General features: G+C 69.4%; 23 protein-coding genes and 1 tRNA gene. 12 read left to right on the top strand and 12 right to left on the bottom strand.

The genetic code is table 11. The annotated features are described in order from the left end of the window. The first annotated feature begins 40 nt into the window (after positions 1–40). Positions 41–337 (top strand): type II toxin-antitoxin system VapB family antitoxin, encoded by a 297-nt coding sequence (locus tag ACIBQ6_RS15580; RefSeq protein WP_352318431.1) that lies wholly within the window; start codon positions 41–43, stop codon positions 335–337. A gap of 109 nt (positions 338–446) precedes the next feature. Next, positions 447–782, top strand: coding sequence for a hypothetical protein (locus tag ACIBQ6_RS15585; protein ID WP_397212525.1), 336 nt, complete (start codon positions 447–449; stop codon positions 780–782). A gap of 40 nt (positions 783–822) precedes the next feature. Here the strand turns inward: ACIBQ6_RS15585 and ACIBQ6_RS15590 are convergent. The 4 genes from ACIBQ6_RS15590 to ACIBQ6_RS15605 all read right to left on the bottom strand — a co-directional run bounded on the left by ACIBQ6_RS15590 (position 823) and on the right by ACIBQ6_RS15605 (position 2385). Continuing rightward, positions 823–912: transfer RNA gene (locus ACIBQ6_RS15590), tRNA-Ser, on the bottom strand. Positions 913–922: 10 nt separating this feature from the next. Further along, positions 923–1360: a tRNA adenosine(34) deaminase TadA gene (gene tadA, locus ACIBQ6_RS15595; RefSeq protein ID WP_397155899.1), complete on the bottom strand. Its 438-nt coding sequence runs from the start codon at positions 1358–1360 to the stop codon at positions 923–925. A gap of 14 nt (positions 1361–1374) precedes the next feature. Then, a complete protein-coding gene (locus ACIBQ6_RS15600) occupies positions 1375–1851 on the bottom strand; it encodes a tRNA adenosine deaminase-associated protein (RefSeq protein WP_358291272.1) in 477 nt (158 codons plus the stop codon). Positions 1852–1869: 18 nt separating this feature from the next. Beyond that, positions 1870–2385, bottom strand: a complete 516-nt coding sequence (locus tag ACIBQ6_RS15605) for a tRNA adenosine deaminase-associated protein (protein WP_387671736.1) — start codon at positions 2383–2385, stop codon at positions 1870–1872. A gap of 149 nt (positions 2386–2534) precedes the next feature. On the opposite strand from ACIBQ6_RS15605, the gene upp reads away from it, so the two are divergent. From upp to ACIBQ6_RS15630, 5 genes are all read left to right on the top strand, one after another. After that, positions 2535–3173 carry a uracil phosphoribosyltransferase gene (gene upp / locus ACIBQ6_RS15610; protein WP_352362215.1) on the top strand — a complete coding sequence of 213 codons (639 nt, stop codon included), beginning with the start codon at positions 2535–2537 and terminating at the stop codon, positions 3171–3173. Between the two features lie 210 nt (positions 3174–3383). Beyond that, the gene (locus ACIBQ6_RS15615) at positions 3384–3608 is read left to right on the top strand and encodes a hypothetical protein (RefSeq protein ID WP_352318442.1); all 225 of its coding nucleotides are present in this window, start codon (positions 3384–3386) and stop codon (positions 3606–3608) included. Positions 3609–3860: 252 nt separating this feature from the next. Then, a complete protein-coding gene (locus tag ACIBQ6_RS15620; RefSeq protein WP_352318446.1) occupies positions 3861–4394 on the top strand; it encodes a PH domain-containing protein in 534 nt (177 codons plus the stop codon). Between the two features lie 96 nt (positions 4395–4490). Continuing rightward, positions 4491–5834, top strand: coding sequence for a helix-turn-helix domain-containing protein (locus ACIBQ6_RS15625; RefSeq protein ID WP_397212527.1), 1344 nt, complete (start codon positions 4491–4493; stop codon positions 5832–5834). Between the two features lie 100 nt (positions 5835–5934). Next, complete coding sequence (locus ACIBQ6_RS15630; RefSeq protein ID WP_357693399.1) at positions 5935–6609, top strand: FadR/GntR family transcriptional regulator; 675 nt, start codon at positions 5935–5937, stop codon at positions 6607–6609. Positions 6610–6616: 7 nt separating this feature from the next. On the opposite strand, the gene ACIBQ6_RS15635 is transcribed toward ACIBQ6_RS15630, so the two are convergent. Next, complete coding sequence (locus tag ACIBQ6_RS15635) at positions 6617–7459, bottom strand: SDR family oxidoreductase (protein WP_397212529.1); 843 nt, start codon at positions 7457–7459, stop codon at positions 6617–6619. Continuing rightward, positions 7456–7743: an antibiotic biosynthesis monooxygenase gene (locus tag ACIBQ6_RS15640; RefSeq protein WP_352318454.1), complete on the bottom strand. Its 288-nt coding sequence runs from the start codon at positions 7741–7743 to the stop codon at positions 7456–7458. Before ACIBQ6_RS15640 ends, ACIBQ6_RS15635 begins: the two co-directional genes overlap by 4 nt. A gap of 62 nt (positions 7744–7805) precedes the next feature. On the opposite strand from ACIBQ6_RS15640, the gene ACIBQ6_RS15645 reads away from it, so the two are divergent. Continuing rightward, the gene (locus ACIBQ6_RS15645; protein WP_358291265.1) at positions 7806–8261 is read left to right on the top strand and encodes a helix-turn-helix domain-containing protein; all 456 of its coding nucleotides are present in this window, start codon (positions 7806–7808) and stop codon (positions 8259–8261) included. A gap of 7 nt (positions 8262–8268) precedes the next feature. Here ACIBQ6_RS15645 and dnaN read toward each other — a convergent pair whose 3' ends face one another. From dnaN to ACIBQ6_RS15660, 3 genes are all read right to left on the bottom strand, one after another. Next, positions 8269–9366 carry a DNA polymerase III subunit beta gene (gene dnaN / locus ACIBQ6_RS15650; RefSeq protein ID WP_364333002.1) on the bottom strand — a complete coding sequence of 366 codons (1098 nt, stop codon included), beginning with the start codon at positions 9364–9366 and terminating at the stop codon, positions 8269–8271. A 124-nt stretch (positions 9367–9490) separates the two neighbouring features. After that, the gene (locus ACIBQ6_RS15655) at positions 9491–10144 is read right to left on the bottom strand and encodes a response regulator transcription factor (RefSeq protein ID WP_358291261.1); all 654 of its coding nucleotides are present in this window, start codon (positions 10142–10144) and stop codon (positions 9491–9493) included. Continuing rightward, entirely contained in the window at positions 10144–11562 is a 1419-nt protein-coding gene (locus ACIBQ6_RS15660) for a sensor histidine kinase (RefSeq protein ID WP_397212532.1), read from the bottom strand. Before ACIBQ6_RS15660 ends, ACIBQ6_RS15655 begins: the two co-directional genes overlap by 1 nt. Positions 11563–11671: 109 nt before the next feature. Here ACIBQ6_RS15660 and ACIBQ6_RS15665 point away from each other — a divergent pair, with 109 nt between their 5' ends. Both ACIBQ6_RS15665 and ACIBQ6_RS15670 read left to right on the top strand, forming a co-directional pair. Then, entirely contained in the window at positions 11672–12577 is a 906-nt protein-coding gene (locus ACIBQ6_RS15665) for an ABC transporter ATP-binding protein (RefSeq protein ID WP_397212534.1), read from the top strand. Next, the gene (locus ACIBQ6_RS15670; protein WP_397212535.1) at positions 12574–13305 is read left to right on the top strand and encodes an ABC transporter permease; all 732 of its coding nucleotides are present in this window, start codon (positions 12574–12576) and stop codon (positions 13303–13305) included. Before ACIBQ6_RS15665 ends, ACIBQ6_RS15670 begins: the two co-directional genes overlap by 4 nt. A 5-nt stretch (positions 13306–13310) precedes the next feature. Here the strand turns inward: ACIBQ6_RS15670 and ACIBQ6_RS15675 are convergent, their stop codons facing one another. Continuing rightward, positions 13311–14222 carry an SMP-30/gluconolactonase/LRE family protein gene (locus ACIBQ6_RS15675; RefSeq protein ID WP_358291253.1) on the bottom strand — a complete coding sequence of 304 codons (912 nt, stop codon included), beginning with the start codon at positions 14220–14222 and terminating at the stop codon, positions 13311–13313. Between the two features lie 56 nt (positions 14223–14278). Here ACIBQ6_RS15675 and ACIBQ6_RS15680 point away from each other — a divergent pair, with 56 nt between their 5' ends. Further along, complete coding sequence (locus tag ACIBQ6_RS15680) at positions 14279–14710, top strand: Lrp/AsnC family transcriptional regulator (protein ID WP_352362236.1); 432 nt, start codon at positions 14279–14281, stop codon at positions 14708–14710. Positions 14711–14719: 9 nt separating this feature from the next. Continuing rightward, positions 14720–15226, top strand: coding sequence for a redox-sensitive transcriptional activator SoxR (gene soxR, locus ACIBQ6_RS15685; protein ID WP_352362238.1), 507 nt, complete (start codon positions 14720–14722; stop codon positions 15224–15226). On the opposite strand, the gene ACIBQ6_RS15690 is transcribed toward soxR, so the two are convergent. After that, positions 15192–15647, bottom strand: coding sequence for a universal stress protein (locus ACIBQ6_RS15690; RefSeq protein WP_397212536.1), 456 nt, complete (start codon positions 15645–15647; stop codon positions 15192–15194). The genes soxR and ACIBQ6_RS15690 overlap by 35 nt on opposite strands. A gap of 105 nt (positions 15648–15752) precedes the next feature. Continuing rightward, positions 15753–19883, bottom strand: coding sequence for a replicative DNA helicase (locus ACIBQ6_RS15695; protein WP_397212538.1), 4131 nt, complete (start codon positions 19881–19883; stop codon positions 15753–15755). Positions 19884–20134 lie beyond the last annotated feature (251 nt).

The following is a 20134-nucleotide window of genomic DNA, read 5'->3' on the forward strand; positions in this document are numbered from 1 at the left end:
GACAACGCAGCAGGTCGAATTCTCTCCTAAAATGAGGTGGGTGATCTTCAAGCTCGTCGGCGACGGACGCCCTTATCCCGAACACGGTCTGACGAACCGAGAGTGGGCGCAGATCCCTCCCAGGCAGGTCCGGCTCGACTCGTTGATCACCACGAAGGCCATGCTGGACCTGCACTCGCTGCTCGCCGCGGACTCCACTTTCTACGGCGACCTGTTCCCGCACGTGGTGCAGTGGCAGGGCGAGCTCTATCTGGAGGACGGCCTCCACCGGGCCCTGCGCGCGGCCCTGCACCAACGGTCGATCCTGCACGCCAGGGTCCTGGATCTGCCCAACTGAAACGCGCCGGAAAAGGGAGCCGCCATTCGCGGCTCCCTTTTTCATGTGTCAACCTGATCGACGTGCCGTGTGTCACGTCCGCGTCTTTCAACATCGTTCGGAGAATGCCGTGTCGTATCCACCGCCACACGGGTCGTGGCCGCCACCCGGATACGGCCCGCCGTCCTACTACTCGCAGCCGCCCCACTACGCGCAGCCGCCGGCGCACGAGTACGTCGAGGAGCCCGGGCCGCTCGACAATCGCAACCTGATCGTGCTGCTGGCCGTCGGGCTGCCGCTGCTGCTCCTGAGCGCCTGCGGCGCGCTGTTCTTCGTCCTGACCGACGACGGCCGTCCGGAGACCCGCGGCGGCGGGACGGTCCAGACGCAGGTCGTCGAGGACAGCCCGCCGGACGTCCAGCTCAACCTGAATCCGCCGGCCGACGGGCCCACCCAGCAGCCCTGAGGGCAAAAGAAAAGGGCCTCCGAGGTCGTCGGAGGCCCGCTGGCGGTGGTGGTGGGATTTGAACCCACGGATGAGTTGCCCCATCACACGCTTTCGAGGCGTGCGCCCTCGGCCACTAGGCGACACCACCGCGGACGAGCTTACCGGATTCTCCGAGTAGCGAAGAACGTCTTGAGGACGGCAGAGCATTCTTCGGCCAGGACGCCCATGACGACCTCGGGCCGATGGTTGAGCCTGCGGTCGCGTACGACGTCCCAGAGCGAGCCCACGGCGCCGGCCTTGGCGTCGACGGCGCCGTACACGATCCGGTCGACCCGGGCGAGCACGGACGCGCCCGCGCACATCGTGCACGGCTCCAGCGTGACCACCAGCGTGCAGCCGCTCAGCCGCCACTCACCGCGCAGCGCGGCGGCCCGCCTGAGCGCCAGCACCTCGGCGTGCGCGGTGGGATCCGCGGCGGACTCGCGGTCGTTGCCGGCCGCGGCCAGCACCTCGCCCAGCGGGCCGAGCACGACGGCGCCGACGGGGATCTCGCCCCTGCCGCCGGCCGCGACGGCCTCGGCCAGGGCCAGGCGCATCGCTTCCTCGTGGGTCAACGCAACCGGTCGAGCTCGTCGGCGAACGACAGCCGTTCGGCGATCACCGACAGGACGTCGGCGGGCAGCAGGCCCTCCTCCATGCTCAGCTCCAGCAGTTCCTCCGAGCTCACGCCAAGGTCGCTGAGCAGCTCGAAGTCACCGGCGGGACGCACGCCGAGCCCGTTGCCCTCCTTGTCGGGGGCCACGCCGGCGAACTCGGCGAACAGCTCGCCCATGCTGTTGGAGGAGATCGCGTGCACGTCCGACAGGAACACCCGGGGCTCGTCCTCGCCGCGATAGCGGGCGATGGCGAACCATTCGTCCTCGACCTCGACGCAGAGCAGAGCCAGCTCGTCGCCCGTCAGGCCCAGGGTCTCGATGACGGCGTCACCGAAGTCGTCGACGATCTCCGCGTGGCGCAGATCGACCTCTGCGCCGGTCCAGCCGTCGGAAGTCCTGACAAAAGCCGCAGAGAAGGTGTTGGACGCCATGCCCGCACTCCAGGGGGTTCAGCCGAAGACCGATTCGATGGCACGCTCGAACGGCTCGGAGAAGCCGAGTCGCGCGGCGATGCTGGACAGCACATCTTCGGGGAGGAGATCGATGTCGCCGGAGAGGATGCCCAGCTCCATCTCGTCCAATCCGAGATCGGCGAAGATCGACAGATCTCCCGCCGGCAGCACGGTCTCCTCGTCCTGGAGGATCTCGTCGAGCTCCTCCTCGTCGGGGACCGGCACGTCGAGGTAGTGCAGCACCTGGCGGGCGAGCGGGAAGTCCCAGGAGGCGGCGATGTCGGACAGGAAGACGTCGACACGCTCGCCGAGCACGCGCAGCGCCACGAAGAACTCGTCGCCGACGGCGATCAGGCCGATGGTGCCGCTCTCGCTCGGCTGCTGCCTGAGGGCCTGGATCAGGCCCTGGAGGTCGGACGTGAGCGTTACGGGCAGCAGCTCAGCGTGCCACCGCTCGTCCTCGCGGTAAATCACTATGGCGAAGTCGAGCGCATCTTCGTCTGTCATCGCCATCCCCACCCGAGCCTCTGACACGACAGGTTCGCACCAGACCCCAATCGTTCCAGAACAGGCCACGCGGCGTGTGCTTCTCCGACCAAATTGTGATCAAAACCAAAGGCCCGGGATGCCACCACTCCGGTCACCGGATACCGTTGGGCGCTATGGAAACCCTCGTCGTCGACCATCCGCTCGTGGCCCACAAGCTCACCACGCTGCGCGATGTCCGCACCGACTCCCCGACCTTCCGCAGGCTCGCGGACGAGTTGGTGACGCTGCTGGCGTACGAGGCGACGCGTGACGTCCGGGTCACCGACGTCACCGTCCAGACCCCGGTCTCCCCCGCCCACGGCGTGCGCCTGGCCAAGCCCCAGCCGCTCGTCGTGCCCATCCTGCGCGCCGGGCTCGGCATGCTCGACGGCATGACCCGGCTGCTGCCCACCGCCGAGGTCGGCTTCCTCGGCATGATCCGCAACGAGTCCACCCTCCAGGCCGAGACGTACGCCACCCGCCTGCCCGACGACCTGTCGGGGCGTCAGTGCTTCGTCGTCGACCCGATGCTCGCCACCGGCGGCACGCTCGCCGCGGCCGTGCAGTTCCTGTTCGACCGGGGCGCGGTCGACGTCACGGCCATCTGCCTGCTGGCCGCCCCCGAGGGCCTGGCGTACATGGACAAGGTGTTCGCCGGCTCCGGCAAGCCCATCCGCGTGGTCACCGCCGCCCTCGACGAGCGCCTCAACGAGAACGGCTACATCGTCCCCGGCCTCGGCGACGCCGGCGACCGCCTCTACGGCGTGGTCTGACCCTTCCATCGGCTCCCCTTCTCCTTACGCTGGGTCGTCACTTCGTTACATACTGTGGTTGGGTGGGTACGAAGAGACAGGAAGGGAACTTCCGCATGCGCGTGGGGGAAGCACGATGAGCGACATGCCCGGTGCCGAGGAGTCCTCGTGAACGAGCGACCGACCGGCAACAGCAGCGCCCCGTCTCATGCGACCAGCACAGGAGGGCGCATGAGCGAGCACACCGAGGCCGACCCGACCCCGTACGCGGAGGTCGAGGCCGCGCTGCGCGACGAGTTCGCCGGCGTGCATTCCTCCACCACCGTAACCCGCTGTGTGGAAGCAGCGCACTACGGCGCGCTGGAGGTCACCGGCTATGCGCATCCGAGCCTTGTGGAGCGCATCGCCCGGAAGCACCTTCACGTCCTGGCGCTGGTCGCCAGCGAACGTGGCTAAGCAAGATCAAAACTAACCCGCCAAGTTACCTTTACCCCGGCTACCGGGTGGGTAATGTATACGGCGGGTGGAGTGGGTTAGTGGCACGGAGGCGACAGTGCAGGTCAAAAAAGTCCTCACATACAGTGGGATCGCATTTGTGGCGTACTACCTGTTCGCACGACCAGCGGATGCCGCAGACGCGGTGAAGGGGGCGTTCGACACGGTGTTCAACGCGGCCGACTCTCTGGCCCAATTTGTGAACAACCTCGCATGAGACTGGTGACCCACGGGGACTCTGCTCCGTCGTCGGTCAACCGCTACCTCCTCCCCAACGAACAACAGGTCATCATGGTGCGGCGTCATCCCGCCGTGCTGCTGCGCCCGGTCGCCGAGGTCTTCGGCGGCCTGGTCATCGCCGGGCTCCTCAGCAAGTTCTTCGGTGGAGGGGAGTCCGGCGGCACGGCGCTCGTCGTGGTGTGGTGGCTGTGGCTGCTGCTGCTCGTGCGTTTCGTGTGGAAAGTCGCGGAGTGGTCGGTCGACTACTTTGTGGTGACGTCCAAGCGGATGCTGCTCACCACCGGGTTGATCACGCGCAAGGTCGCGATGATGCCGCTCGGCAAGGTCACCGACATGAGCTTCCAGCGATCTCTCCTGGGCCGCATGCTCGGTTACGGCGAGTTCATCCTCGAGTCCGCTGGTCAGGACCAGGCTCTGTCAACGGTCGAGTACATTCCGTATCCGGAGACCCTCTACCTGGAGGTCTGCCAGATGCTTTTCCCCAGCAAGGACGACAGCGACGATTAATCTCCGCGCGGCAAATTCTTCACGCGGGGATACCAGATTCGGCTACTTCATGCAATCATTGCGTGTTGTTGACCCTTCCCCGCCTTGAGAGATGAGATGCCGAGTCAGGGAACCATCGGTGACCGCGTCCGTGGACTGCGGCTGAACAGGCGGATGTCTCAGGCCCAGTTGGCCGGACCCGACCTGTCTGACAGTTATGTCTCGCTCATCGAGTCGGGCAAGCGTACGCCGACTCCTGTCGTGGCCCGCCTCCTCGCCGAGCGGCTGGGATGCACCACCGAGTTCCTCCTGCACGGCATCGAGCCGCGGCAGCGCATCGACACCGAGCTGGGTCTTCGCCATGCCGAGCTGGAGCTGCAGCACGGCGACCCCGCGGTGGCGGCCGACCGCTTCACGGAGATCGTGAAGGCGGCCGACGAGGAGAACGCCATGCTCACCGCGCACGCCCGCTTCGGCCGGGCCCGTGCGCTGGAGGTCCAGGGGCGTCTCGGCCAGGCCGTCGAGGCGTTCGAACGGCTGCGCAGGGAGGCCGCCGCGCATCCCGAGCGGCTGGCCGACCTGCCGCTCACGATCGCGCTGAGCCGCTGCTACCAGCGGGCCGGCGACCGGCTGAGGGCTCGCGACCTGGCCGCGGCCGCGCTGGAGCAGGCCGAGCGGCTGTCCATCTCGCAGGGCGAGATCGCGATCGACCTGGCCACCGCTCTGGTCGAGGCGCGCAGCGAGCGTCAGGGCGACTCCCCCGAGCTCGAGTACGTCAAGCGGGTGCTGGACAACAGCGGCGTTCCTGAAGTTATGGACCGTTCCGAGGAGATCCACGCCCTGTGGCAGGCGAGCTCCGCCGCCGCCGCCGGCGAGGACTCCGCGCTGGCCGTGCGCCTGGCCGACGACGCCATCATGGCCGGTCGTCAGTCCCGGCTCGCGCTGCAGCTCGCGCGGGCGGCCATGCACTGGTCCAGGTTGGTCACCGCGCCGCTCGACGAGGCCGAGCGGCTGGCCGCCGCCGCGTCGCGGGCGTTCGCGTCCTCCCCCGGCAGCGTCCGCGAGCACGGCGAGAGCCTGGTGGCGCACGCTCGGGTGCAGCTGCGGGCGGGCGACCAGGCGGGTGCCGCCGAGCTGGCCACCACGGCGCTGGGGCTGGCCCACGACGGTTCGGGCACCACGCCGGCCGAGGCGAACCTGGTGCTCGCCACCGTCGCGCTCGACCTCGACGGCAGTGCCACGACGCAGCTCCGCACCGCGCACGAACTGCTCGACTCGCTCGACCGTCCGGTGTTCGGGTCCGACAGGCAGGCCGCCCGCTGCTGGCGCGAGCTGGGTGACCTTTACGGGAGGGTCGGGGCAAGAGCACAACAGACCGCCGCATATCGTAAAGCCCTTGAAGCTGCCGGAGTTCGCTCCGCGTTGGCAGGGGTGACGGTCGAGGCCACGGTCGCGCACTGAACCTCCGGGAGCTCCAGATTTGGACTTTTGAGTCTGGAATAATTAGGGTCGACCAGTCATTGACTCATAGGATGATTGGTTTCCCCGGAGGAGGCGGACTGTGAGTCTGCGTACGGCGCAGCGGGCTTCGCTCGTCGACCAGGTGATCGATCAGCTCAAGGAGCAGATCACCTCAGGGTCGTGGCAGATGAACGGCAAGATCCCCACCGAGACCGTGCTCGCCGAGCAGCTCGGAGTGGGGCGCAACACCGTTCGCGAGGCCGTGCGCGCGTTGACGCACGCCGGGCTGCTCGAGTGCCGTCAGGGGGACGGCACTTACGTCCGGGCGACCAGTGAGCTGTCCGGGGCGATGCTGCGCCGGCTGCGCCAGGCCGAGCAGCTGGAGATCCTTGAGGTGCGGCGCGCGCTGGAGGTCGAGTCCGCCCGGCTGGCCGCGACCCGCCGCACCGACGAGGACATCCGCCGCATCGAGGCCGCGCTGGCCGAACGCGACCGCGCCTGGGAGCTGGACGACCCCGACTTCTTCGTCGAGGCCGACCTCGCCTTCCACATGGCGGTCGCGCACGCCACCCACAATCTCGTGCTCATCGACCTCTACGAGGACTTCTCGGCGGCTCTGCGGGCCAGCATCACGGCCGCGGGCACGTCTTTCAACAAGAGCTACATCCCGCACGACGCCATCGCCCGCGCCATCGCCGCCGGCGACGCCACCGCGGCCGAGCGGGCCGGGCACGCGTGCATGGAGCACATCCTCATCGCCCTCACCGACGCCTGACCGGCCCTCATGCGGCGGGGCGCAGCTCGGCCGCATGGTCCTTGGCGAACTCGGTGAAGCTGCGGCCCTGGCGGCCGGTCACGTCGGTGAAGGCCGTCGTCGTGAGGTCGCCCCAGTTCGCGGCGTACGCCGTGAGGTACTCCCTGGTGACGGCCGCGTCCCATTCGCGCAGGCCGGCGTCGAGCATCGAGCGGTAGGCGTCGTCGGGGGCGACGGGCTGGTAGGCGATCGGCGTGCCGTAGACCTCGGTCAGGGCGGTGGCCGCCTCCCCCATCGAGATGCTGGCCGGGCCCGTGAGGGTGTAGGTGCGGCCCTTGTGCGGCGTTGGGTCACGCAGCACCGCGGCGGCGAAGTCGCCGATGTCGCGGACGTCGATCAGCCCGATCCGGCCCTCGCCCGTGCCGCCGTAGAGGGTGTCGCCGGCCACCGAGCCGAGCAGGTTCTGCATGAAGAAGGCCGGGCGGATGACGGTCCAGTCGAGGCCCGAGGCGGCCAGCTCGACGTCGGAGAGCGCGTGCAGGCGGCCGTTGCGCGTGGGGGCGTCGTGCGCGGCTCCGATGGCCGACAGGCGCACGACGTGACGCACCCCCGCCTTCCGGGCCGCCCAGAGGGCGTTCATGCTCGCATGGGGCGCCTGGGGGCCCATGGCGGTCAGCAGCCACAGGGTGTCGACCCCCTCGAAGGCCGCGTCGAGCGTGGCAGGCTGGTCGAGGTCGCCGACGGCCACTTCGACGCCCTCGGGGGCCTTGGCCGCGTCGCGCACCAGGACGCGCACGTCGCTCAGGTCGCCCAGCGACTTCAGCACGGCCCCGGAGACGGTGCCGGTGGCACCGGTGATCAGGATGGTCATCGCAATGTCCCCTCTTCTGCAGAGATCAACTCGTCGATCAGGTCGAAGAACTTCTGGATGCCGGGCAGGTTCGCGCCCTTGGCACGGGAGGCGGCGAAGTCGTCGCCCGAGCGCCAGTCGACGATGTCCAGCCACTCGTCGTCGGACAGGCGGACCAGCCGGGCGCCGAGGAAGCCGGCGCGGTCGGCCGCGAAGTCGGCGAGCATGCCCGGACGGGCCGCCAGCAACTGGCCGGCGCGTTCCGGGGACACTCTGAATCTGGTGAGTTCCACCGTCGTGGTCATGACATGACGATATAGTAAGAATCAGTGACAGTCAAAATCAGTGACTAATTGGAGGGCCGCACGTGCGCAGGAGTCATCGCAAGCAGGACGAACCAGATCTCGGCGTCCTGGCGGGGCGCACGCTCTTCGCCCTGCAGCGCGACCTGTTCGCCAAGCTGGCCGAGCAGGGCCATCCGGGGCTGCGGCCGCGGCACGGCGCCGTGCTGGCCTACCTGGACGAGGAGGGCAGCAGGGCGACCGACCTGGCCGCGCAGTCGGGGCAGCACAAGCAGGTGATCGGCACGCTGGTGGACGAGCTGGTCGCGCTAGGCTACGTGGAGCGGCAGCCCGACCCGGCCGACCGGCGGGCCAAGCTGATCGTGCCGACGGACAAGGCGCTGGACCACATGGTGAAGTCGGACGCGATCATCGCCGAGATGGAGGCCGCGCACGCACGGGCCGTGGGCGAGCAGGCGTACGCGGAGTTCAAGAGGGTCTTCAAGCTGGTCGCCGAGCGGCAGACGCTCGCGGCGGAGTGACGACCGCTCAGGTCAGGCGCAACGACATGACGAGGTAGCGGAAGGCGGGCTGGGCGTCGCCCGGCACGTCCTGGATGAGGGCGGGCCTGGTCGGCGACTCCATGTTGATCCTGGCCAGCTCGCCCTCGATGCCGGTCAGGCCGTCGAGCAGGAACTGCGACTGGAAGGCGATCTGGATGTCGTCGCCGCGCAGCTCGCAGGGGACCACCTCGGTGCCGCGCCCGATGTCGCCGCCGCCCGCCTGGATCAGCACCTGGCCCTGCGTGAACGACAGCCGGATCGCGGTGTTGCGCTCGGCGACCAGGGCCACCCGCTTGATCGCGTTGACGAACGGAGTCACCGCGACGTCGGCCCTGATCGACCAGTCGGAGGTCAGCCTGGCCCGGTAGTCGATGAACTGCTCGTCGAGCAGGCGCACGGTGGTGCTGCGGCCGACGCTCTCGAACCCGGCCACGCCGTCGCCCATCGCGACCGACACCTCGCCGCCGCGCAACGACTTGGCCACCTCGACCAGCACCTTCGCCGGCACCATGGCCGAGACGGCGACGTCGGGCGCGGCCGGACGCCAGGTGAAGTCGCGGGCGGCGATACGGTAGCGGTCGGTGGAGGCCATCGCCACGGACTCGCCCTCGATGTCGACCCGGATGCCGGTGAGCATCGGCAGCGTGTCGTCGCGGCTGGCGGCGGGCGCGACCTGGTTCACCGCGGAGGCGAACACGCCGCCGCCGATCGCGCCGATGCTCGGGGGCATCGTCGGCAGGGCCGGGAAGTCCTCGACCGGCATCGTGATCAGCCCGAACTCGGCGCTTCCGCAGGTCAGCACGGCCTCGGCGCCCTCGGTGACGATCTCGACGTCTTCGGCCGGCAGGCTGCGGCTGATCTCGGCGAGCAGCCGGCCGGGGATGAGCACGCTCCCGGACTCGACGATGTCGGCGTCGACCAGGGCGCGCGCGGAGACGTCGTAGTCGAAGGCGGACAGGCTCAGCTCGTCGCCGGCCTCCAGCAGCAACCCGGAGAGTACGGGCACCACCGGGCGGCTGGGCAGGACTCTGGCGGCCCATGCCACCGCATCTGCCAGTACATCGCGGTTAACCCGGATCTTCACGAGGATCCACCCTTTCGTCGCGCCGTGCCTCTATGAAAATAGCCGCTCCCACCGACAACTCCGGCTGTGTCCGGGCACGGTTGGGCGCCCTGTGCACAATGGGCCTGGTGGGACCGGAAGGGCGTCAGGCGCGGCTGTTCAGGTAGGCGAGCACGGCGAGGACGCGGCGGTTGTCGTCGTCGGAGGGGGCCAGGCCGAGTTTGGTGAAGATGCCGGCCGTGTGCTTGGCGACGGCGCTCTCGCTGAGGAAGAGCCGCTGGGAGATCGCGGCGTTGGAGCGGCCCTCCGCCATGGCCTCCAGCACCTCGCGCTCGCGGGGCGTGAGCGCGGCCAGCGGCTCGTTCCTGGCGTTGCTGGCCAGCAGCTTGGCGATCACTTCGGGGTCCATCGCGGTGCCGCCTTCGGCCACCCTGCGCACGGCGTCGACGAACTGCTCCGCGTTGAACACCCGGTCCTTCAGCAGGTAGCCGATGCCGCCCGAGCCGTCGGCCAGCAGCTCGCGGGCGTAGAGCTGCTCGACGTGCTGCGACAGCACCAGAACGGGCAGCCCTGGAATCTGCGCGCGGGCGGCCAGCGCGGCCTGCAGGCCCTCGTCGGTGAACGTGGGCGGCAGCCGTACGTCGACGACCGAGACGTCGGGACGCAGCTCCAGCAGGCCCTTCAGCAGCTCCGGCCCGCTCTCGACGGCGGCGACGACCGTGAAGCCGTGCGCCTGCAGCAGGTGGACCAGGCCGTCTCTGAGCAGGTAGAGGTCTTCGGCGACGAGCACCCGCTTCATCAGCAGGACCCCAGACCGCCGACGCGGCCGAGTACGAGGCTTCTGTTGTGGACGAGCCGGATGCGCATGGCCGCAATGTACATGAGCGTGCCGAGGGCGATGTTGGCCACGATCACCGGCCACTGCAGGGGCTCGGGCAGGTAGAGGGCCAGGAACCAGCTCCGCTCGTCGATGTGGAACGCCTTGAAGACGGCTGTGACGAGGCCCTGGGGGAAGATCGGGCACCAGGCCGTGCCGTACAGGACGGCGATGGTGGCGGCTTTCCTGGGGGGCAGCTTCGCCTGGTCGGCCTGCTCGGGCAGGACGTGCGGGATGTCCAGGGTGACGGTGGTGGGGCCGCCCGGCGGGCTGTGCAGGGCCAGCACGCCGTCGAAGGCGGCCAGGCGGCGTTCGATGCCGGTCAGGCCGCTGCCCTTGGCCGGGTCGGCGCCGCCCATGCCGTCGTCGCTGACGGTGACGCGCAGGGCCGCGCCGTTGACGCTGATGTCTATGGCCACCGACTCGGCGCCGCTGTGCCGGGCCGCGTTGGCGAGCAGTTCGCTGATCGCGAAGTAGGCCGCCGCCTCCACCGGGGGTTCCAGGCGGTGGGGCAGCTCGACGTCCACCTTGACGCGCAGCGGGCTGTCCATGGCCAGGGCGCGTACGGCGTCGGCGAGGCCGCGTTCGGCCAGCACCGGCGGGTGGATGCCGCGGATGACGGTGCGCAGCTCGGTCAGGGTCTCGGCGGAGGCGTCCCTGGTCTTGGCCAGCAGGGCCTTGGCGGCGGCCGGGTTGTCGTCGATGAGCTGTTCCACCGCGCCCAGCGTCATGCCGATGGCCACCAGGCGGGCCTGGGTGCCGTCGTGCAGGTCGCGTTCGATCCTGCGCATCTCGGCGGCCTGGGAGTCGGCGGCGAGGTTGCGCACCTGCCGCAGATGGGTGATCTGGACGGCCAGGCGGCTGGCGGAGGTGGCGCCGAGCAGCAGGCGGACGGTGAGGGCGTACAGACGCAGGCCGCGCGCCGGGAGCAGGACGAACAGCGGCAGCAGGCCGATCTTGACGATCGGGTCGAGCGTCAGCCAGAGCGTGTCGCGCCAGGTCGCCGGGTCGGTGAGCAGCCACTTGAACCGGTCGTTCCAGGCGGGCATGCGCGGCGACTTGTACAGCGTGCGGTCGACGCGGTAGAGGCCGTCGGCCATGGGGACCGGCGGCGGCGGCTCGGGCAGGTAGGGCGCCTCGATCTCGACGCCGGTCCAGGCGCGCAGGAGGCGCCGGTGCTGCTCGGCCACCCGCCTGACCAGCCTGGCCTGCCACGGGAAGAAGAAGACCATCCCCAGGGCGAACGACAGCATGATCATGGCGCCGGCCAAGGGGATCAGCGCCACCTCGACCAGCAGCAGCGCGAACAAGACCGCGACCTGCCCGAACCGTTGAAGCATGCCCCCAGTCTGCGCCACCGTCGCCGCCGGGGACATTGCACCTAGATACACCCTTGCTCGGCATCTACCGAGATTCCCCGAAAAACCCGCAGCTCCTAGCGTCGATGCCATGAAGGTGATCGAAGTGCGGAACCTGCGCAAGCAGTATCCGAACCACCTCGCGGTGGACGACGTGTCTTTCGAGGTGGCCGAGGGCGAGATCTTCGGCATCCTCGGCCCCAACGGCGCCGGCAAGACCACGACCGTGGAGTGCGTGGCGGGCATGCGCCCGGCGGACGGCGGCACCGTACGCGTGGCGGGCCTGGACCCGCGGCGCGACCGGGACGAGCTGCGCCAGGTGCTCGGCATGCAGCTGCAGAGCGCCGCGCTGCCGGAGAAGATCAAGGTGTGGGAGGCCCTGGACCTGTACGCCTCCTTCTACCCCGACCCGGCCGACTGGCGGGAACTGCTCGAACACGTCGGTCTGGCGCACAAGCGGGACGCCGCCTTCAAGAGCCTCTCCGGCGGCCAGCGGCAGCGGCTGTCGGTCGCGCTGGCGCTGGTGGGCCGGCCGCGGGTGGCGATCCTCGACGAGCTGACCACCGGCCTCGACCCGCAGGCCCGCAGGGACACCTGGGAGCTGATCGAGCAGGTGCGCGACTCGGGCGTGACGATCGTGCTGGTCACCCATTTCATGGAGGAGGCCGAGCGGCTCTGCGACCGGCTCGCGCTCATCGACGCGGGCAAGGTGGTGGCCACCGACACGCCCGCGGGGCTGATCGCCCAGGTGGGGGCCGAGCAGCACGTGCGGTTCCGCCCCTCCGGCCCGCTGGACGACGCCGTGCTGCTGGCGCTGCCCGAGGTGCGCGAGGTCGTCCGGCACGGCGGTCAGGTCTCGGTGTCCGGCACCGGCAACCTCGCCCACGTGGTCACGCTGGCCCTGGCGCAGCACCAGATCATCCCGGCCGACCTGCGCATCGAGCAGGCGACCCTGGACGACGCGTTCCTCTCGCTCACCGGAAGGAAGATTTCATGAGGAAGATCCTGCTCGTGGAGGCCAAGCTGCACCTGCGCGACTGGCCGTTCATGATCTTCACCATCGGGTTGCCGGTCGGCCTGCTGCTGGTGCTGGGGCTCAGCGTGCCGGACATGACCAAGCCCGACGCCTCCGGGCTGCGGTCGGTGGACGCGCACATGCCGGCCATGATGACCCTGCTCGCGCTGCTGACGCTGGCCTGCAGCGTGCTGCCCACCGTGCTGGCCGGCTACCGGGAGCAGGGCGTGCTCAGGCGCATGTCCACCACGCCGGTGCATCCAGGACGGCTGCTGACCGTCCAGCTCCTGGTCAACCTGACCGTCGGGGCCGTGTCCACGGTCGTGCTGATCGTGGCCGGGATGGCGGCGTTCGGCACGTCCGCGCCCAGGCAGTGGGTCGGGTTCGTGCTGGTCTTCCTGCTCGGCACCGCCGCGCTGATGGCCATCGGCCTGGTGATCGCGGCGCTGGCGCCCAACGGGAAGGCTGCCTCGGGGATCGGGTCGGCGGTGATGTTCCCGCTCATGTTCGTCGGCGGCATGTGGCTGCCGCGCGAGATGATGCCGGACGCCCTGCGCAAGGTCAGCGACTTCTCCGTGGCCGGGCCGTTCGCCCAGGCGCTCAAGGACACCTGGGCGGGACAGAGCCCCCAGCTCCTGCACCTGGTGGTGATGGCCGCGGGGCTGGCGGTGTTCGGGGGCCTGGCCGTGCGGCTGTTCCGGTGGGAGTAGGGACGTCAGCGGCGGGCCCAGACCGGGCGGGCGCCGGTGACGTTGGTCATCAGGGAGTAGAGCGAAGAGGAGGAGGCGATGAACAGCCGATTCCTCTTCAGCCCGCCGAACACCAGGTTCGCCGTGAACTCCGGCAGCCTGAGCCGGCCGATCAGGGTGCCGTCGGGGTCGTGGCAGAGCAGCGCCTTGCCGGCCGCGGCCCAGACGCGGCCGGTGTCGTCGAGGCGCATGCCGTCGAAGTTGTCGGCCTGGGTGCCCTCGGCGAAGACCCGGCCGCCCGACAGCGTGCCGTCCTCGCGCACCTCGAAGACGCGCAGGTGCCTGGCCCGGGTGTCGGCGACGTACAGGAGCTTCTCGTCGAGGGAGAAGGCCAGGCCGTTGGGGCGGACGAAGTCGTCGGCCACCACGCGCACCTCGCCGGTCACCGGGTCGGCGCGGTAGACGTGGCAGCCGTCGATCTCCTGCTCGGCCACGACGCCCTCGTAGTTGCTGGTGATGCCGTACGGGGGGTCGGTGAACCAGACCGAGCCGTCGGAGCGCACGACCGCGTCGTTGGGGCTGTTGAGGCGCTTGCCCTGCCAGCGGTCGGCGATGACGGTGATCGAGCCGTCGGGCTCGGTGCGGGTGACGCGGCGGTTGCCCTGCTCGCACGAGATCAACCGGCCCTCGCGGTCGAGGGTGTTGCCGTTGGTGTAGCCGGACGGCTGCCGGAACGGGCCGACGGCGCCGGTCATCTCGTCCCAGCGCAGCATGCGCTCGTTGGGGATGTCGCTCCAGACCAAGAAGCGGCCGGCCGGGAAGTAGACCGGGCCCTCGGCCCAGCGGGTGCCGGTGTGGAGGCGTTCGATCCGGTCGTCGCCGCCGATCGTGGCGAAACGCTCGTCCAGAACCTCGAACTCGGTGGGGATCGTGTCCATGGCGGCCACCATACGGCATTCGACCATTGCCGCATTTCGCCAGATAGCATTCGGTCATGGATGAGATCGACAGGACTTTGATCGGCCTGCTGCTGGAGGACGCGACGCAGTCGTACGCCGCGCTCGGCAAGGCGGTGGGGCTGTCCAGCGGGGCCGCGCACGAACGCGTACGCAAGCTGCGCGAGCGCGGCGTGATCAGGCGCACCACGATCGAGGTGGACCAGGACGCCCTCGGCCGCACGGTGACCGCCTACGTGCTGGTGGACGGCGCGAGCTGGATGGGCGACAGCGCCGGCCTGCTGGCGCGGATCCCCGCCGTCGAGGAGGCCCACGTCATCGCCGGGCCCGCGTCGCTGCTGCTCAAGGTGCGCACGTCCAGCACCAAGGAGCTCCAGGACGTCCTGCGCCAGATCTTCGAGGTGGACGGCGTGACCGGCACCCAGACCGTCGTCGTGCTGGAGACGTTCTTCGAACGAACCCTCAAGTAAGCTTCAGGTATGGTCGCCTGGAACAGCAGAGAACTGACGGTCGGACAGCTCGCCGAGCGCAGCGGCGTGGCCGTCTCCGCGCTGCACTTCTACGAGACCAAGGGGCTCATCGCCAGCCGCCGCACGGCCGGCAACCAGCGCCGCTACCACCGCGACACGCTGCGCAGGGTCGCCTTCATCCGGCTCTCCCAACGCCTCGGCATCCCTCTCGCGACCATCAAGGACGCGCTCTCCGAGCTGCCCGACGGGCGCACCCCCAACCGGGAGGACTGGGCCAGGCTGTCGGCCGCCTGGCGCGGCGAGCTCGACGACCGCATCGAACAGCTTCAGCGGCTGCGCGACGACCTGACCGACTGCATCGGCTGCGGCTGCCTGTCGCTCGACCGGTGCCCGGTGGCCAACCCCCGCGACCGGCTCGGCGAGGAGGGACCGGGCGCCCGTCGCATGGACACCCGGCTGTCCCCGCCCAAGGTCTGCTGCGTCACGCCTTCGGCTGCGCAACCGGCGGAACGATGAGCGTCGGCCGGTGGGCGTGGTGCAGCACATGGTTGGACACGCTGCCGAGCAGCACCGACCTGACCCCCGCCAGGCCACGCGAACCGGTCACGATGAGCGAGGCGTCCAGCTCGTCGGCCACGTCGACGATCGTCTTCCAGATCGACTCGTTGTCGGCGACCGCGCGGTGGCTCACCTCGGGCAGCCCGGCGGCGGCGGCCAGCTCGGCGCCTTCCTTGGCGTAGTACTCGGCCTGGGCCTGCCCCTCGGTCTCGGTCTCGAGGGAGATCGCCCCCGCCGCCAGCGGGTGCTTCCTGAGCTGCACGAGCAGCGGCTCCCACACGGTGACGACGACGGTCGGCTGGGCGGCCAGGTGCTTGGCGGCGAACTCGATGGCGCTGCGCGAGTCGGCCGAGCCGTCGTAGGCGATCAGGATGGTCATGGCGTTCTCCCCTTTGCTTCAGTCATCGGGTAAAGCGCCCCGATGATCGATCGCCATCCCTTCCGCGCTGTCTGGTTTGTCACACCTTGACCGGGCTTTCACGCCTTAGTGCTGGGCCATGTCCACGAAACGGCTGTAGTGCCCCTGGAAGGCCACGGTCACCGTGGCGGTGGGGCCGTTACGGTGCTTGGCCACGATCAGGTCGGCCTCACCGGCCCGGGGGGACTCCCGCTCGTAGGCGTCCTCGCGATGCAACAGGATGACCATGTCGGCGTCCTGTTCGATGCTGTTGTGCACCGCGATGCCGTTGGCGACGAAGTTGTGGGTGCCGAGGACCGTGGCGTCGAACACCGGCTGGTCGCCCAGGCTCTCGATCGATGCGACCTCGTCCCAGAACACGTCGTTCGTCGCCAGCATCTCCATGTCGGCGTCGTCGAGGATCGAAGCCACCTTGCCCAGACGTTCCCGGCTCGGCGCGTGCTTCCACAACGTGCTGCCGCAGAACTGGGTGCCGAGCCGGGCGGAGAACTCCCGGTGAGTCATGCCGCGCTCCGACAGCACGCCGCGCACGCGGTCCCAGATCTCGCGGGGAACCGTGTCCAGATTGGTGTTGCCCTTGATCTCCCGCAGCCGGCCCGCGGACGCGTCCGCCTGCGCCGACCGCTCGCCGTGCACGCCCACCTCGTCCAGGAACCGCAGCTGGTTCTCGGCACCGTAGACGACCAACTGGTATCCGGGCCTGTGGCCGTCCTTCCGGACCTCCTTCACGCGGGTCATCACGTTGAACCGGAGGAGCAGCCGAGCCACGTCGTCGACCAGCCTGCGGCTCGTCGAGGCGTAGTAGACCCTCGACTGACCGCTCTTCGCGTCCCACCACACACAGCCATCGGTGGCCCACAGGTGCCGCAGGAACAGCGCGATCTGCTTCTTGGGCAGGGAGAAGACTCCATCAGGGACGAACTTCTCATGGCTCCGCAACCCGAAGAGCCCCAAGCCGTCCAGCCAGGCGGCGACGGGGTTGCGCCTGCCGTGAGTCAGCCGGTCGGGAGCCGGCAACCTCAAGGTGGTGACCCGTGCGGCAGCGTACTCATCGCGGACGGCACTGATCCCGAAGTGCTCGGCCGCCCACGTCACCGCCGTCAGGCAGGCCTCGTCCGTGCTCGCGTAGCGGATCGGCTGACGCTTGACGAAGGAGCCGTCGCCGATCATGTGCGCGAGCAGCACGATCTCCGCCTCCGGCCACTCCTGGAGGCCCTGCGGGGCCGGAACGTGACGTGGGACCGCCAGCCGGGACCCGGTGGTCAGCTCACCCAGCGGCCGCCAGCCGTCGTAGGTCAGGAAGGGGTGGTTCGCGGTGGCCTCGATCTCACGTCCGGAGCGCAGACGCAGGCGGAAGACCTCCTTGACCCCGCTCGGGAAGGCGTGTGTCATCGTGCGCGGCACGAGCCGCAGCCGTTCGTCGAGCGACCACACCGGGATGTCGCGCGCGCCGCTCTCCAGGAGTTCGCCGATCGACACCTCGGCGCCGGTGTCGGCGCGCATGATGCGGGTGGCGGCGGTCAGGCAGCCCGACTCGCGAAGGTCGCTGACCGCGGGGCGCTTGTCCGTGCGCTGCTCGGGGCCTCGGTTGAGCTGGGAGATCGCGATGACCGGCACCTCCAGCTCCTTGGCCAGCAGCTTGATCGCACGGGAGATCTCCGAGACCTCGTTCTGGCGGCTCTCGGTCTTCTTCGGCGAGCTCATGAGCTGGAGGTAGTCGATGACCACGAACCGCAGGTCGTTGCGCTGTTTGAGGCGCCGGCACTTGGCCCGGATCTCCATCATCGACATGTTGGGCGAGTCGTCGATGAACAGCGGCGCCTCGGCCACCTCGCTCATCCTGCGCGCGAGGCGCGTCCAGTCGTCGTCGCCCATCATGCCCGAGCGCATCGCGTGCAGGGCGACCCTGGCCTCGGCGGACAGCAGACGCATGGTGATCTCGTTACGGGACATCTCCAGCGAGAAGATGACGGTGGTCATTCCATGCTTGATCGCCGCAGAACGTGCGAAGTCGAGGCCCAACGTGCTGTTGTGGGTGGGAATGCAGGCCCGGCCGGCCAGGTACATGTGATCCGCGTTGTCGACCTCGACGCAGCGCACCGGACGGCTGTCGATCTTCCGCACATCGACGATGTAGCGGACCAGAGTCTTGGGATGGGTGGCGTCGACCTGCCTGGCCGCCTTCCTCGGCAGCCGGAAGAGCTTGTCGGAGGTCGTGAAATTGATCATGTAGCAGGTCGAGCTCTCCTCGGACCTGCCTCTGACCGGCTTGGTGCGCATGGTCGCCTTGTAGCCGAGGCTCAGCACCAGCTCGTGCACGTCGGCGGCGAGGCTCTTGCTGGTGACGGCGAACTGGATCTGCCCCGCGGCGCTGACGTAACCGTCGGAGTCGAGCAGTCCGGCCAGCAGGGCTCGTCGCTGCCCCTCGGAGGCCCGCAGGTAGCTCGCGGGGATGTGCTTGTCCCCGAGAACGCCCAGAGTACGAAGGATGCCCTGGACGGTGCCGTGTTCGAAATGGCAGGCCTGACACCGCCGCAGCCCGCTTGAACGGCCGCCGCAGTCGGGACACGTGGGCGCGGCCACCGGCTCGGAGAGCGAACGGGCCCTCGCTCCGCAGCTTCTGCCACAGGTGCGGACCTGCGAGGTCTGGGGCACGAACCCGGCGCCGCACACCACGCATGTCCGCCGGGACGGCGGCGGCTCCGGAGGGGTCAGCTGGTAGGAGATCGAGGATCCCACGCGGGTGACCCGGACGCCCTCGGCTTCGATGTTCTCGATGATCTCCGGGTCGATGGTCGAGAACCGCGCGGCCGCGCTGTGGCCGTCGCCCAGCCACACGCCGAGCACGTACGGGGACAGCGGAAGCTCCCGCTCCTCCAGCGCGAACGGCGCGGCCACCGCCACCGCGTGGTTGGGGCGCCGGTCGGCGGTCGCGCAGCGGAGGGTGGCGGCGATCTCCTCCGTCGTCACGACCTGCTGGTGCTCCGCGGTGGTGGCGGCGTTCTTCGGCGTGGTGATCCGCGCGTGCAGAGCGCTGTAGAGCTCGCCCGCCCGACAGGCGGGGGCATGCCAGGAATAGCTCCTGATCGGGCCGCCCACGGCGGTGAGAACCTTCTCCATGGGGCCCACCTGACGCTGGACGGTGTGGAGGACGTTACGGAACTCCTCCCCCACGGTCTCAAGGACCTCGCGATGCGTCACCAGCCTGTCCGGATGTGCGGACGCCGCGTCGCGGGCCTCTTCGACCCGCCGGACCGCCTCCGCCGTCCAGTGGAAGGACGGCAGCGTGCCGGCCGCCTTCCTGGCCGCGCGCGTGGACGTACGCCACTGGTGCTGGGCGTCCGCGACGATCACCGTGCCGTCGCTGAACTCCACCTCGTAACACGGCCTGTCGTGCATCACGTCGGTCGCCGCGACCACCCTGGTCGGCCTGCCGTCGGCTCCGATCAGCTCGTCGCCGACCTCGACCTCGCCCATCGTCGTCCAGCCGGTCGGCGTGGGCAGCGGGGTGTCCAGGGCCAGCGCCTTGCCGATGGCCGGGCGGGCGGCCACGACGATCATCTGGCCTGGGTGGAGGCCGTTGGTGAGCTGGTCGAGGTCCTGGAAGCCGGTCGGGACGCCGACCATCTGGCCGCCGCGGCTGCCGATGGCCTCCAGCTCGTCGAGGGCGCCCGGCATGATGTCGGCCAGCGGCGCGTAGTCCTCCGACGTGCGGCGCTCGGTGACCTTGTAGATCTCCGCCTGGGCGCGGTCGACGAGGTCGTCGACCTCCTCGTTCTGGCCGCCGTAGCCGAAGGAGACGATGCGGGTGCCGGCCTCGATGAGGCGACGCAGGACCGCCTGCTCGCGCACGATCTTGGCGTAGTAGCCGGCGTTGGCGGCCGTAGGGACGACCGCCGTGAGCGTGTGCAGGTAGGCTGCGCCGCCCACCCGGGCCATCTCGCCGCGTTTCTGCAGCTCGTCGAAGACGGTGACGGCGTCGGCGGGCTCGCCGCGGCCGTAGAGGTCGGTGATGACGTCGTAGACCATCTGGTGGGCGGGCCGGTAGAAGTCGTCGGACCGCAGGATCTCGACGACGTCGGCGATGGCGTCCTTCGACAGCAGCATGCCGCCGAGCACCGACTGCTCGGCCTCGATGTTGTGCGGCGGGGTGCGCTCGAAACCGGGGCCTCCGCCGCCCTCTTCGTCAATGCTCACCGCGCCCCCTCGAACAACCTCGCAGGCGGTCGCACCACCCCCACTTGTAGCCGACCGGTGTGACAGTTTCGCTCGTTCGGCGCGTGAGGGCAACGCGGCCTGTGGACAACGCTGTGGGTGAGCTGTGCACTATCGCGCCCAGGGTGTGAAAGCTCTGTGGACGAGCCTGGGGATAACTCTTTCGGATATGCACCGATCATCGTCTGACCTGGGCAAACAGTGTCCACCGACTGTGGAGGAAAGAAAGTTGG

The organism is Nonomuraea sp. NPDC049655, from assembly GCF_044465465.1.
Classification (GTDB): domain Bacteria; phylum Actinomycetota; class Actinomycetes; order Streptosporangiales; family Streptosporangiaceae; genus Nonomuraea.